The organism is Clostridioides sp. ES-S-0005-03 (genome assembly GCF_020658455.1).
In the GTDB taxonomy this organism is placed as follows: Bacteria; Bacillota; Clostridia; order Peptostreptococcales; family Peptostreptococcaceae; genus Clostridioides.
This window is the reverse complement of record NZ_JACVWI010000002.1, coordinates 567,181-579,947: the sequence shown is the minus strand read 5'-3', so window position 1 is coordinate 579,947 and position 12,767 is coordinate 567,181. Positions and strand designations below refer to the sequence as shown.

Below are 12,767 nucleotides of genomic sequence, written 5' to 3'. Positions count from 1 at the left end.
ATTTTATATTTTGTACTATATCATATGTTGTATATAGTATTATAATATAATTCCAAATAAAAATATGGATATTGCACCTACAGCTATTGATACTGCAATAGATTTAAATTTATAAGCTACTAATAGTACTATTATGCCTGAAATAATCTTAGGATTAGTAAATGAAAGGTATAGATTATCTCCATTAAAGAAAATATCTTTTGCTATTAGTGAACTAAGTATAGCAATAGGTATAAATTTCATGATATCTTTAATAGATTCAGGCATATCATTTTTTGAGAATATTATCATAGGTAAAATTCTTGGAATATAAGTAACAATTGCCATGCCTAAGATAACTATAATTATGTAGTTATTATTCATAGTTGCCTTCCTTTCTATGTGTTAATTTTTGAATATAAAAACCAAATAAAGCAGATAAAATAGATGCTATTATAATAACTAAACTATTCTTAAAGAAAGTATATAAAACTACTGATAATAATATAGAAAGTATAGAAACAAGTACATATATTTTATTTTTAATTTGATTAACTATTAGAGTAATGAACATAGCTGTCAGCAGAAAGCCAGCAACAGAATCGCTTATATGAACAATCTCTCCAAGAAATGCACCCACGAAGCAACTTACAGCCCATACTATTATACAAAGGTTATTTAAGTATAAAGCATGTGTATCAGTCCAATTTCCATAAGTATATTTTTCTAAGTTTATAGCAAATGTTTCATCTGTAACACCATGACAAAAATACATTAAAAATTTCATGTTCTTATTTTTTATGTGCATATGTAAGTTAGAGCTCATTAGGAAGTTGCGAAGATTCAATATAAATGTAGTTAAAATTATTGAAGTAATACTTCCGTTTGAAGCGAGCATAGAAGCAGCTACAAATTGTGAGCTACCAGCAAATACTATAAATGACATAAACAATATATAGAAGGCTGGTAGACCTGATTTTTGAAGCATAATACCACAAATAAGTCCTAAGGGAATATATCCTAGAAATATTGGGATTGATGCTAGAAAGCTTTCCTTTAAGATTTCTCTTTTTGACATGTCTTTTTTCAAATACAATCACCCCTTAAAAATAATGAATATTTATAAAATTCTATAAATAATTGTTTCATTTTATTATAGCTATTTTAGCTAGTTATATCAATGATTAAGATGGTAGCCTGTAAGTATCAAAAATTCACTTATAGTCTGTAGAACTTATGGTAATGATTTTATAAATAGTTTAATTCTATTAAAAGATTTCCTTTTATGCAATTTATTTATTGAAATATGATATAATGTATAGATATATGGTATTATTTAACATGCAAGAGAAATTTTATTTGATTGGATTTTTTAGATACTAACAAAATATAGTTTTTTAATATTACTTACGGATATTAATTTTTAGAATAGTGCTTAAATGGGTTGTACAACATATAAAGATAATTATTCCCCTAGATAAATAGAATTAAGATATATAACATTTAAATTACAAAATATGAAATATAATTAATTGTGAATAATAAATAATAAAATATACAAGGGGATTGTCTAATAAAAAAGACAGTCCCCTTTTTACAAATAATTCTAAAATGTGATATAAATCTAAAAATTTTATCGTAATATTTAACAATTTAATGACAATAATTGATATAATTAAGATGAATTAAGTATATAGTGTACTTATTTTACGTTTTTAGCAACAAATATAGCATTTAAAAGATAAATTGTGCCACATAAATTAAAGTTTAAGATGAACTATTAATGTAGATATATTAAAAACTTTTAGTAATGGAGAATATATGTGATATGAATAATAAAGTTAAGGTTGCAGTATTAGATACAGGAATAGATAAAGAACATGATTACTTAAAAGATAACTTAGTTGGAGGAATTGCTTTTGAATGTATGCATGACTATATCTTTATATCAGACAAATTTGATGATGAGGATGGTCATGGAACTGCTTGTGCATCAATAATAAAAAAGGAGTATGAAGATGTAGAACTATTTGTGATAAAAGTTTTAGGTAAAGATAGTATTGCAAATATAAAGGTTCTTGAAGAGGCATTAAAATACCTTTTGGATACTAATATAAGACTGATTAACTTAAGTTTATCAGTTATAGGTGTAGAAAGTGTTAAAGGTTTATTTGAAGTTTGCTATGAATTGTTTAGAAAAGGAAAGATAATAGTATGTTCCTTAGCCAATAACTTTGACTTGAGTTATCCAGCTATGTTTAACAATGTTATAGGTGTAAGGGCTTCTACTTTAGATATAGAGAATTCTTTTTGGTACAATAAAAAATATGATGTTCAATGTGTTATGGATAGTAATTCATATATAAGTTGTGATATAAATAATTCTTTCAGATTGCCACCAAAATGTAATAGTTATGTAGCTGCAAAATTTACTGGGAAAATAGCTAAAATATTGTCAGAAGAACCAAACATAACAGTATCTGCGTTAAATAAAAAACTTGAGTCTCTAGCAACCAAAAATTGTTGGAGTAGTCGTGATTTAGATAAGTATAGTAGGATTCCAGATTTTAAAGTGGATTTATATGATAAGGAAAATGCTCTGCTTATGGAAGTTGCGGATGTTATTAGAGAGTGTTTAAATACTGAAGCTGAGAATGAAAAATTATTTCAATGTAGTCTTTTTAATAAAGAGATAGGATTAGTTTATGATAATTGTTTTAATCTATTAGAAAAATTAGAGAAAAGATTTGATTTGAAATTTAATTATATGGATATATCAAAATATGACTTAGTTTCAATATATACATTAACTGAATTAGTAGAAAGATATAAAAATACAAAAGATAAATAAAAATTTATTAACTAAATTTAATGTAGAAGGTGTTAGATTATATGTATTCTTTGTTAGTAGATTAAAAGTTAAAAATATACTATAATTAGATAACATAAAATAAAATGCCAATACAGGGGGAATTAGATAATGAAATATGAAGAAGCATTAGAATATATATCACAAACCAATAAGTTTGGTATAAGATTAGGGTTAGAGAATATTGGAAAATTATTAGAACTGTTGGGAAATCCACAAGAAACTTTAAATATAATACATGTAGCTGGAACTAATGGAAAAGGTTCAGTGTGTTCTTTTATTTCTAATATATTAAGAGAAAGTGGATATAAGGTCGGCTTATACACATCTCCATATCTAGAAACTTTTGCTGAGCGTATAAGAGTAAATGGAGAGAATATACCACAAGAAGATGTTGCTAGAATAATTGGTTTAATAAAAGAAAAGATAGAAGTCATGGTAAGCCAAGGTTATGCATATCCAACTGAATTTGAAGTGGTTACTGCAATGGCATTTTATTACTATTCCGAGCAGAAAGTAGATTTTGTAGCTTTAGAAGTTGGATTAGGTGGAAGATATGATGCTACAAATATAATAACAAAATCACTTGTAAGTGTAATAACATCTATAAGTTTAGACCATACAGGAATACTTGGAGATACAATAGAAAAAATAGCATATGAAAAAGCTGGTATAATAAAGGAAAATGGAATAGTACTTGTATATGACCAGACTGATGAAGCAAAGGATGTTATAAAGTCAGTTTGCAAAGAAAAAAATGCAAAATACATAGAAGTTAATTTTGATGATATAAATATAAAAAAATCAAACATAAACTCTCAAATATATGACTGTAATATAATGGGAGAAACTTATAAGAATCTTGAAATAATGTTGATAGGTGAACATCAAATAAATAATTCTATATTGGCAATGAGTGTACTAAAATATCTAAAAGATATAAAAAAATTAGATAATATAAGTGAAGAATCTATAAGAAAAGGTCTTATAACTACTAAATGGCCAGGAAGAATAGAAAAGATAAAAGAAAGTCCAATATTTATAATAGATGGAGCACATAACGAAGATGGAGCAAAATCTTTAGCAAAAGCACTTGATAAACATTTTAAAGACAAAAAACTAACTTTATTAATAGGCATGTTGGAAGATAAAGATATTGATGGTGTCTTGGACATACTAATGCCTAAATTTAGCAAAGTAGTGACAACAACTCCTAATAATCCAAGAGCTATAAATTCAGATATATTAAAAGAAAAAATATTAAAATATGTAAGTGATGTAACATCAAAGCATGAAATAGAAGATGCAGTTAATTATACATTGGAAACATCAAACAAAGATGATATTATAATAAGTGCAGGTTCTTTATATATGATAGGCACAGTTAGAACTTTGGTAAAGAAATTATAATCTTATAAAATAAATACATAGATATAAATATATGGATATAAATAAAAGATATATAAAGAGGAGTTGGCTAAAATAATAGACAACTCCTTTTTTAATGAAATCAGTTTTTAGATTAGCGTATCACTATATATTAGTAATATCTATATAGATTGACGAATAGCTTTAGATAATTGGTCTGGGCAAGAAGTACCCTTACCTCCACAATCAATACCATTTAATTTATCAGCAATTTCAAGAGCATTTTGACCAATTATTAAACTCTTAAGCCCTAATAAATTTCCATTACATCCGCCTATAAACTCAGCATCAACAATCACATTATTTTCATCAACTTCAAAAAACATCTCTCTACAACAAACACCACTTGGGTTAAAAGTAACCTTCATAAAAAAGACCTCCATTAATTATTATTTCATTGTGTCAACATCAATAATAATACCAAATATATGTATAATAATGCAACTATAAAGCATAATACAAGCTAATAAAATAATATATTATTGTAGTATATGTATTGTAGAGAGGAGGGGTTATGTGAAAATCTATATTTCTAACTACCTATCAAAGAGCATTAGTATAGTTGATTATTCTACACTTGAACTAGAAAAAGAAATAGTATTAGAGGATAATATATATCCACATCATTTTTGCATAGAAAAGGAAAAAAATTTGATATACATACCTAGTTCGAGCAATGGAATACTATATGTTTTAGACTTAAGTAATGATAAAATAATTGATACTGTTTCTATAGGAGGAAGTCTTAGTCAAGTTATGCTTAGTGATAATGAGCTATTTGTAGCAAATGAAGATTCAAATAGCATATATGTGTTGGATAAAAATACATTAAATCCAATAGGAATCATTGGTGTTGATAATATGCCACATGGATTTGATTTTGACAGAGAGAGTAAAAAGTTATATGTACCATGTATAAATTCGATAGTATGTATAGACACAATAAATAAAAGTATACAAAAGAAAATCAATATGGACTTTAGAGCATGGCATATAGCACTTGATAAACAAAAGAAAGAAATGTATATATCAACACTTGATGGAAAGCTTGTAATAGTTGATGAAGTAAGTATGGATATAAAAAAGGTATTATATGAATTCTTATTGCCAGTAGAAATAAGGTTTAATTATAGTGGGAAAAAAGTTTATGTTGCTGACTTGGGTTATAATAATGTAAGAATTTTGGATTATACAACAAGTAAATATATTGGAAATATTGAAATAGATGGAATTCCTCAGGGATTAGAAATATCTAAAGATGAAAAGTTATTATTTGTATCAGATACTCAAGAAAACTCAGTTAAAGTATATGAAACTGCAAATAATAAATTAATAAAAGTAATCAAGGTAGGAAAAGAGCCTACAACTATAGTTTGTTTGTAGGCCTTAATGTATGTCTCTTATAAGTAAGTCGATAACTTCAGCATACATATAAGATGCATTGTTTTTCCAATTGTTACAAATAAGTTTTGCTTGTTTCTCTGATGAAACATTTAGATTTAAATCTATTAAGTTAGATTGATTTTCTATGACTCTAAGATTGACAATAAATTCATTATCACTTTGTTTTACGAAGCTAGATTTTACTTGAGTATCTGCTAGTAAATTTTCTTTATTAGAATCTATATACTTGTCTATTTTTTCAGTAACACTAGTAGGTATTCGATTAAAAAAGTATTCTAGACTTTCTACACCTCTTTGAGTAAGAGCATAATATTCTCTGTCAGAGTCTTTATATGTAGTCAAAAACTTAGATTCCATAAGCTGAGATAAAAGCTGTTGTAATGAAAAGTAATTCATCATTTCAGTCTCTAATACTACTTGAGTTATTTGAGAATTAGTTAAATCCATTTTAATTTTTTCCAATATATACAAAATTAAAAGTTTGTGATAAGCTAATTCTTCAGATGAGTTTTCAAACATAAATATCATCCTCCGTCAAACTATTTCTATATATAATATATTAAACTAATTTATACAAAATTAAAAGAATAATTTGTATAGTATCATTAATCTTTAACAAATTAGATAAAATTAATTTTATAAATGAAGACAAGAAAACAGGGCTACCAATCGGCAGCCCTGTTGATACCCAGGTGTCAAAATTTACTATCTATTTTCCAGCCATTTGTCTTTCAGCCATTTCAACTAATTTCTTAGTCATGTATCCACCAACATATCCATTTTCTCTAGCTGTTAAGTTACCTTTGTCTATGTTTTCATAGTTAGATAAACCTATTTCGTTAGCTATTTCTAATTTCATTTGATTTAAAGCTGCTTTTGCTTCTGGCACTACTGTTCTGTTTGAATTTGACATAGTAAATTTCCTCCTTAAATAATTAGTTTATGATGTCTAACAACACTTTTATTTATGTGATGTTAATACTAATTTCTCCAAAATAAAAATAATATATACAGAAAAATAAAGGTAAAAATGTAAAAAATATAAAAAAATTAAAAAAAGTAGTATTTTAAAGGATTTAATTGGCCTAATATAGAGTTTATTTTTTTATTTGTTGTCCTATAAATTAAATATTACAGTACTTTTTTGAGCTAAAAAAAAATAAATTTTAAATATAGAAGAATTTATTTAAAAGGGGGAACAGTATGAAAAGAGAAGTTAAGAGAACTAAAGCTTTAATATATAGTGTTTTATTTTTTTCATTATTATTGGTACTAATATTTGCTCTTGTTTATGGAATAAAATATGTGTGCTCTAAATCTGATAACTCAAAAATGCCTATATATAGAGTTGATACAAATGAGAAAAAGATAGCTCTGAGTTTTGATGTTGCTTGGGGAACTGATAACATGGATGATATTCTTAAAATTTTGGATAAACATAACATAAAAGCTACTTTTTTTCTAGTTGGTAGTTGGGTGGATGATAACAAAGAAATTGTTAAAGCTATAGATGAAAAAGGACATGAGATTGGAAATCATTCAAATACACATGCTAATTTAAAAGAGATATCAAAAGAGGATATAAAAGAAGAAATAGAAACTACATCGGAAAAAATATTTAGCATAACAGGTAAAAAGACTAATCTATTTAGACCACCTTTTGGAGACGTAAACAATAAAGCTATGGACATTTGTGGGGATTTAGGTTATAAAGTAATTAAGTGGGATGTAGATTCGATAGATTGGAAAGAGCTTGGCCCAAATCATGTAATTGAAAAAGTAATAAAAGAATCTCAGCCTGGTTCAATAGTTTTATTTCATGCTAATATAAATGATGTAGATAACTATTTGGACACCATAATAAATAGACTTAAAAAAGATGGATATAGCTTAGTAAAAATATCTGATTTATTATATAAAGACAATTACATAGTTGATTCTAATGGAGTACAAAAACTAAAAAATTAATAATTAATAAATGTATATTTTTAGCAGTGTTGTGGAAAATTATATAGTATATGTTAGAAAAGTGTCGATAAAAAGACGGTGTCTGTTTTTTGACACTTTTTTATGTATGTATGTAATATCAATAATTATAGATTAAATCAGTAAAAAAAACGTCTAATAATTGACTTTTTTTTATTGGGTTTAAATGATTAAATTGAATTATAAACGCTGTAAGATAGTATTTTCAAAGGGTATAACTTTGTTTAAAAGTTGGCATAGAAATTGCTTTGATAATAAGCGATATGTTCTATAGAAATAAACAATATGTTAAAGTCTTGTAATAGAAAAACAAGATTAATATTATTTGAACAGCTTATAAAAAAAATTAATATATTTAAGGGGGCGTACTAGTTGAACAAACTATATTCTATTTTATTAAAACAACACGTTGGTGGTCCAGATAAGCCAGTAGTAAGTGTTGGAGATGTAGTAAAAAAAGGAACTCTAATCGCAGAACCAGCTGGATTAGGAGCAAATATTTATGCCAGTGTTAGTGGAAAAATAAGTGAAATAAATGACCAAGCTATAGTAATTGAAGCTGATGAAGCACAAGATGATACTTTTGAACCATTAAAAGGAGAAAGTATACTTGACTTAATTAAAGAAGCTGGAGTTGTAGGAATGGGTGGAGCAGGATTCCCTACTCATATAAAATTAAACATAGATTTAAAAGGTGGAACAATATTAGCAAATGCAGCTGAATGTGAACCTTTACTAGCTCATAACATAAAAGAAATAGAAGAAAATCCAGAAATAGTTTACAAAGGTATAAAATATGCTATGGAAGTTACTAATGCTGGAAAAGGTATGCTAGCAATAAAAAGCAAACATCCAGAAGCAATAGCAGCATTCAAAAAAGTAATAAAACCAGGAGACAATATAGAAGTTGCTGAACTAGTTGATATGTACCCAATGGGAGAAGAGAGAGCTATAGTAAGAGATGTTCTAGGAAAATTACTTGAGCCAACTCAATTACCTTCAGAAGCTAATGCAGTAGTAATAAACGTAGAAACATTAACTAGAATAGTAGAAGCTGTTGAGCAAAAAAGACCAGTTATATCTAAAAATATAACTGTAGTTGGTCAATTAAACAGTGGAAAAGAATCTATAGTATTTGAAGATGTGCCAATCGGAACTACTGTTGGAGAATTAATTGAAAGAGCTGGTGGAATAAAAGGTGAATATGGTGAAATAATCCTAGGAGGACCTTTCACAGGAAAAGCTACTACTTTAGATACTCCAATAACTAAAACTAGTGGTGGTATAATAGTTACTATGCCATTTGTTAATGAAAAAAGAAAAATGGGTCTTTTAGTCTGTGCATGTGGACCTAACGAAGAAAGAATGAGAGACATAGCAGCTAAAATGGGCGTTACTGATATAGTATCAGTTCAAAAATGTAAACAAGCTCAAGAAATAAAAGGTGCATTAAAATGTGAAAATCCAGGACACTGTCCAGGACAAGCTCAAAAATGTATAGAATTTAAAAAAGCTGGAGCAGAAGTTATATTAATAGGTAACTGTACTGACTGTAGTAATACAGTAATGGGTTCTGCACCAAAATTAAAATTAGGTGTATATCATATAACTGACCATGTAATGAGAACAGTTAATCACCCATTAATAAGAAGAATAAAAGGTGACGTAAGATTAAAAATAAAATAATTAATTAATGTAAAATCATATATTAATTAATGTAAAATCATATAATAAAAACATCTTTAGAAGTGAGTCTTAAAAATTACTTCTGAGGATGTTTTTTTATGTAATATATAAGTTAAATTTATAAAATATATAAATGAAATGGAAAAAATAGACAAAAATTAATCTATATTGTATAATAATGACAATAGCTATTAAAATTATATCAGACAAAAATAGTAAAGCTCAAGTATGTGATTTGTGTTGACATATATAAATTAAATTTAGTTAACTATCCAATAGAGTAAAAGTTTTTGTGTTATTTAAAGATACTCCATGGTATCTTTTTTAGTATAGAAACGAATTTTTGTCTTATATTAGAAAAATTATTTTGAAATATTAGTTTGTATTTTAATACATTCATAAAAAGTGCACTTAAAGAGTTAAAGCATTGAACAAAATATTAAAAAAATAAAAATTACAAAAACCTATTTATAGAAACTTTGAAGTATATCTTAAATTTGGGCACTTAAGGGATATATGGAGTTAGTAGTGCAACCTGCTATAAATATAAATAGGAGTAACTTTTAATTATCAAAAATATATAAACAGATATAATAAAGTACATAAATCATAGTAAATATAAATAAATATAAAATATATTTTTGAAATAGCTCCCTACATTCATAAAGAGTGTAGAGTGGCAGAACATCTGCCCAAAACTCCTTTAATTGCTGGAAGTTCCTAAAGCTAACTAAACCACAACATAATCATGAAATAAGGATAGATGTGATAGAGTGTCTATTTGATAGATACTTGATGGTTACGAAAGTAGAAAAAATTAGTTAGATAGCATAAGGTTAAATCCTAAGTGCCTTAAAAATGGATAATCAGCAGGTAAGCTTCGAAAAGAAGAAACTTCAACGACTAGAGAGAAATCTCGTACCTACAAGTGTGGGGAAATGGGGAGTACCTAATTATTAGGTAATGATATAGTCTGTGCTTAATAGAAATATTAAGAAGTTCATTAGAGAACTGGTTAGGATTAACGACCCTAATTGAACACGCTAAAGATGTATTGTGGAATCAAATCTATACAAGAATATAATATTTTGAATTATATTAGATAGATACAATATATATTTTTAGTATCAGGAGAATTTTGAAAGTAAAAATTAAAAAATCAAGCATAATTAGTTTAGCCATCGCTTTTAGTATGGTATTTGCTACATTTACGCCAATAGTATCTTACGCTGCTGAAATGAAGGGCAAAGATGTAGTTCTTGATGGTGAGAAGCCATCAGAGGGACAAACTCCAGAGGGAGAACAACCATCAGAGGGGCAAACTCCAGAAGGAGAGCAACCATCAGAGGGACAAACTCCAGAAGGAGAGCAACCATCAGAGGGACAAACTCCAGAAGGAGAGCAACCATCAGAGGGACAAACTCCAGAAGGAGAGCAACCATCAGAGGGACAAACTCCAGAAGGGGAACAACCATCAGAGGGACAAACTCCAGAGGGAGAGCAACCATCAGAGGGGCAAACTCCAGAGGGAGAACAACCATCAGAGGGGCAAACTCCAGAGGGAGAGCAACCATCAGAGGGGCAAACTCCAGAAGGAGAACAGCCTTTAGAAGAACAAACTCCAGAAGAAGAACTAGTAGTAGAAGAAATGAACTTAAAGCAAAATATTGAGAAAATTCTTGATATGACTTTATCTCAGATAACTAAAATTGTATATAATTTCTGGGAAGATGAAGAATCTGTAAAAACAGATGAACAATCAGAAATTAGACAAGTACTTACTTCAAAAGATCAAAATTTACATCTATGGTATGATAAAAAAGCAAAAGTAAAAAATACATGTTTACTAAAAGAAGATGGTTCAAATAGACCTTATTATGATATAAGATTTGATGATATTACAAAGACGTTAACTTTTGATTATATAGTAGAGGGTCTTATAGGCGCAAGTACTAAAGATAACAAATATATAATAGATGGAGAAGATGGCGAACAAACTGCATTTTGTTATAATAATCATCTAAAAGCTCCAACCAGTGATGGTAAGAGTCCATATTTACCAGCAGAAGATTTTAATGGTCAAGAAAATAAAAATGAAGATGCAATTAAATCTATAATCTATGCAGGTTCTGAATTTGATGGATTTGGATATAAACAACAGTTCAATTTAGGTGGAGAAGAAAATGAAGGTGCAGTTTATTCAGCAACTCAAAGTGCAATATGGATTATGCTTGGACAAGTGGATGAACAAGCAAAACTTAAACAATATCAAGGAAGTATAAACTTTTATGATATACTTATAGAAAGTGCAAAGACTGAAGAAGAAAAAGTTGAATATCAAAAAGGTAAAGAACAAGCAATAAATATAAAAGCTTATTTAGAAGCATTGTTAGATGCAGGTCATAAACAACTAAAACCAGATGATACAGGAAAACCTAGCCTAAGCAATGGTTCAACTGATATTAAATTTGATAAAAATGAAGATGGAACTTATGAAACAGAAGCTATAGCTTTAGTGGGTTATAGTGGTGTAGTTAAGTTAAGATTGCCAAATGGAGTAACTGCCTATGACGAAGAGGGCAATATAATAGGTACAGGTGAAGTAGAAGTTTCAACACAACATAAATTTAAACTTAAAAGTGTTGAAAAGCCAGATTCAAAGGCTAATATCTCTGCAGTATCTTATGATTATATTTTCCCTAAAGCTATTCAATATTATAAGTCAGTTTTTGATTTTGGAGAGAAAGACCATTCATCTTTATTACCAGCTAGTAAGCAAAATTTATTGAGTTATACAATAGAACAAAAGAATGGTGAAGAAGTTAACTTTAATATAGGTTTACCAACAGATGGAGGTTCAGATGTAAATCCACCAGTGCCACCAACAGATGATACTGTAAATCCACCAGTACCACCATCAGGAGGAGGAGACTCAAATGGACATAAGCCATCACCACCAACAGATGACACAGTGATAAATCCACCAGTGCCACCAGCAGATGATACTGTGATAAACCCACCAGTACCACCAACAGATGATACTGTGATAAACCCACCAGTGCCACCAACAGATGATACTGTGGTAAATCCACCAGTACCACCAACAAGTGATACAGTGGTAGATACATCAGTACCATCAACAGATGATACAGTAATAAACCCACCAGTACCACCAACAGATGATACAGTGGTAAAATCACCAAAAACAGGTGACGAAACTCAAATAATGTCATATGTATTTATTGGTATAATTGCAATTTGTGGATTAGGGTATCATTGTAAAAGAGCAAAAAATTAATCTAGATTATTATTTATTAAGTTTAAAAATACATTGTCTCAAATTGATTTAAAAATCGTTTTGAGACATTTTTTTTGCGTAAGTATAACTTATTTTAAAGTGTACACTAACTGTTTT

The 12,767-nt window shown here is 28.2% G+C and carries 11 protein-coding genes and 1 riboswitch; of the genes, 6 read left to right on the top strand and 5 right to left on the bottom strand.

Going from position 1 to position 12,767, the window contains the following annotated elements; translation table 11 throughout:
• Positions 1-39: 39 nt before the first annotated feature.
• Together IC218_RS11680 and IC218_RS11675 are read right to left on the bottom strand one after the other, a co-directional pair.
• The gene (locus IC218_RS11680) at positions 40-363 is read right to left on the bottom strand and encodes an AzlD domain-containing protein (protein WP_227433697.1); all 324 of its coding nucleotides are present in this window, start codon (positions 361-363) and stop codon (positions 40-42) included.
• The gene (locus tag IC218_RS11675; protein ID WP_227481866.1) at positions 356-1,069 is read right to left on the bottom strand and encodes an AzlC family ABC transporter permease; all 714 of its coding nucleotides are present in this window, start codon (positions 1,067-1,069) and stop codon (positions 356-358) included. The genes IC218_RS11680 and IC218_RS11675 overlap by 8 nt, the downstream gene beginning before the upstream one ends.
• Before the next feature lie 738 nt (positions 1,070-1,807).
• Between IC218_RS11675 and IC218_RS11670 the strand changes: the two genes are divergently transcribed.
• On the top strand, positions 1,808-2,830 hold the full coding sequence (locus tag IC218_RS11670; RefSeq protein ID WP_227433699.1) for a S8 family peptidase: 1,023 nt from the start codon (positions 1,808-1,810) through the stop codon (positions 2,828-2,830).
• A 129-nt stretch (positions 2,831-2,959) separates the two neighbouring features.
• Entirely contained in the window at positions 2,960-4,258 is a 1,299-nt protein-coding gene (locus IC218_RS11665; protein ID WP_227824485.1) for a bifunctional folylpolyglutamate synthase/dihydrofolate synthase, read from the top strand.
• A 140-nt stretch (positions 4,259-4,398) separates the two neighbouring features.
• Here the strand turns inward: IC218_RS11665 and IC218_RS11660 are convergent, their stop codons facing one another.
• A complete protein-coding gene (locus IC218_RS11660; RefSeq protein ID WP_227433701.1) occupies positions 4,399-4,644 on the bottom strand; it encodes a TIGR03905 family TSCPD domain-containing protein in 246 nt (81 codons plus the stop codon).
• A gap of 148 nt (positions 4,645-4,792) precedes the next feature.
• On the opposite strand from IC218_RS11660, the gene IC218_RS11655 reads away from it, so the two are divergent.
• Positions 4,793-5,659 carry a YncE family protein gene (locus IC218_RS11655; protein WP_227433702.1) on the top strand — a complete coding sequence of 289 codons (867 nt, stop codon included), beginning with the start codon at positions 4,793-4,795 and terminating at the stop codon, positions 5,657-5,659.
• Between the two features lie 3 nt (positions 5,660-5,662).
• Here IC218_RS11655 and IC218_RS11650 read toward each other — a convergent pair whose 3' ends face one another.
• Both IC218_RS11650 and IC218_RS11645 read right to left on the bottom strand, forming a co-directional pair.
• On the bottom strand, positions 5,663-6,199 hold the full coding sequence (locus IC218_RS11650) for a DUF4364 family protein (RefSeq protein WP_009891708.1): 537 nt from the start codon (positions 6,197-6,199) through the stop codon (positions 5,663-5,665).
• 190 nt (positions 6,200-6,389) lie between these two features.
• Positions 6,390-6,593, bottom strand: coding sequence for an alpha/beta-type small acid-soluble spore protein (locus tag IC218_RS11645; RefSeq protein WP_003422115.1), 204 nt, complete (start codon positions 6,591-6,593; stop codon positions 6,390-6,392).
• Between the two features lie 290 nt (positions 6,594-6,883).
• On the opposite strand from IC218_RS11645, the gene IC218_RS11640 reads away from it, so the two are divergent.
• The 3 genes from IC218_RS11640 (at position 6,884) to IC218_RS11630 (ending at position 12,650) form a co-directional block, all read left to right on the top strand.
• A complete protein-coding gene (locus IC218_RS11640) occupies positions 6,884-7,648 on the top strand; it encodes a polysaccharide deacetylase family protein (RefSeq protein ID WP_227824484.1) in 765 nt (254 codons plus the stop codon).
• 390 nt (positions 7,649-8,038) lie between these two features.
• Complete coding sequence (gene prdC / locus IC218_RS11635; RefSeq protein WP_227433704.1) at positions 8,039-9,352, top strand: proline reductase-associated electron transfer protein PrdC; 1,314 nt, start codon at positions 8,039-8,041, stop codon at positions 9,350-9,352.
• Positions 9,353-9,815: 463 nt separating this feature from the next.
• Positions 9,816-9,901, top strand: a riboswitch (cyclic di-GMP riboswitch).
• Positions 9,902-10,490: 589 nt separating this feature from the next.
• Positions 10,491-12,650 carry a Cys-Gln thioester bond-forming surface protein gene (locus IC218_RS11630; RefSeq protein ID WP_227824483.1) on the top strand — a complete coding sequence of 720 codons (2,160 nt, stop codon included), beginning with the start codon at positions 10,491-10,493 and terminating at the stop codon, positions 12,648-12,650.
• The last annotated feature ends 117 nt before the right edge of the window (positions 12,651-12,767 follow it).

Excerpts from the sequence above, each read along its gene's own strand:
- IC218_RS11645 (WP_003422115.1), bottom strand. The coding sequence starts at position 6,593 with ATGTCAAATTCAAACAGAACAGTAGTGCCAGAAGCAAAAGCAGCTTTA.
- IC218_RS11665 (WP_227824485.1), top strand. The coding sequence starts at position 2,960 with ATGAAATATGAAGAAGCATTAGAATATATATCACAAACCAATAAGTTT.
- IC218_RS11670 (WP_227433699.1), top strand. The coding sequence starts at position 1,808 with ATGAATAATAAAGTTAAGGTTGCAGTATTAGATACAGGAATAGATAAA.
- IC218_RS11680 (WP_227433697.1), bottom strand. The coding sequence starts at position 363 with ATGAATAATAACTACATAATTATAGTTATCTTAGGCATGGCAATTGTT.
- IC218_RS11640 (WP_227824484.1), top strand. The coding sequence starts at position 6,884 with ATGAAAAGAGAAGTTAAGAGAACTAAAGCTTTAATATATAGTGTTTTA.
- IC218_RS11650 (WP_009891708.1), bottom strand. The coding sequence starts at position 6,199 with ATGTTTGAAAACTCATCTGAAGAATTAGCTTATCACAAACTTTTAATT.
- IC218_RS11660 (WP_227433701.1), bottom strand. The coding sequence starts at position 4,644 with ATGAAGGTTACTTTTAACCCAAGTGGTGTTTGTTGTAGAGAGATGTTT.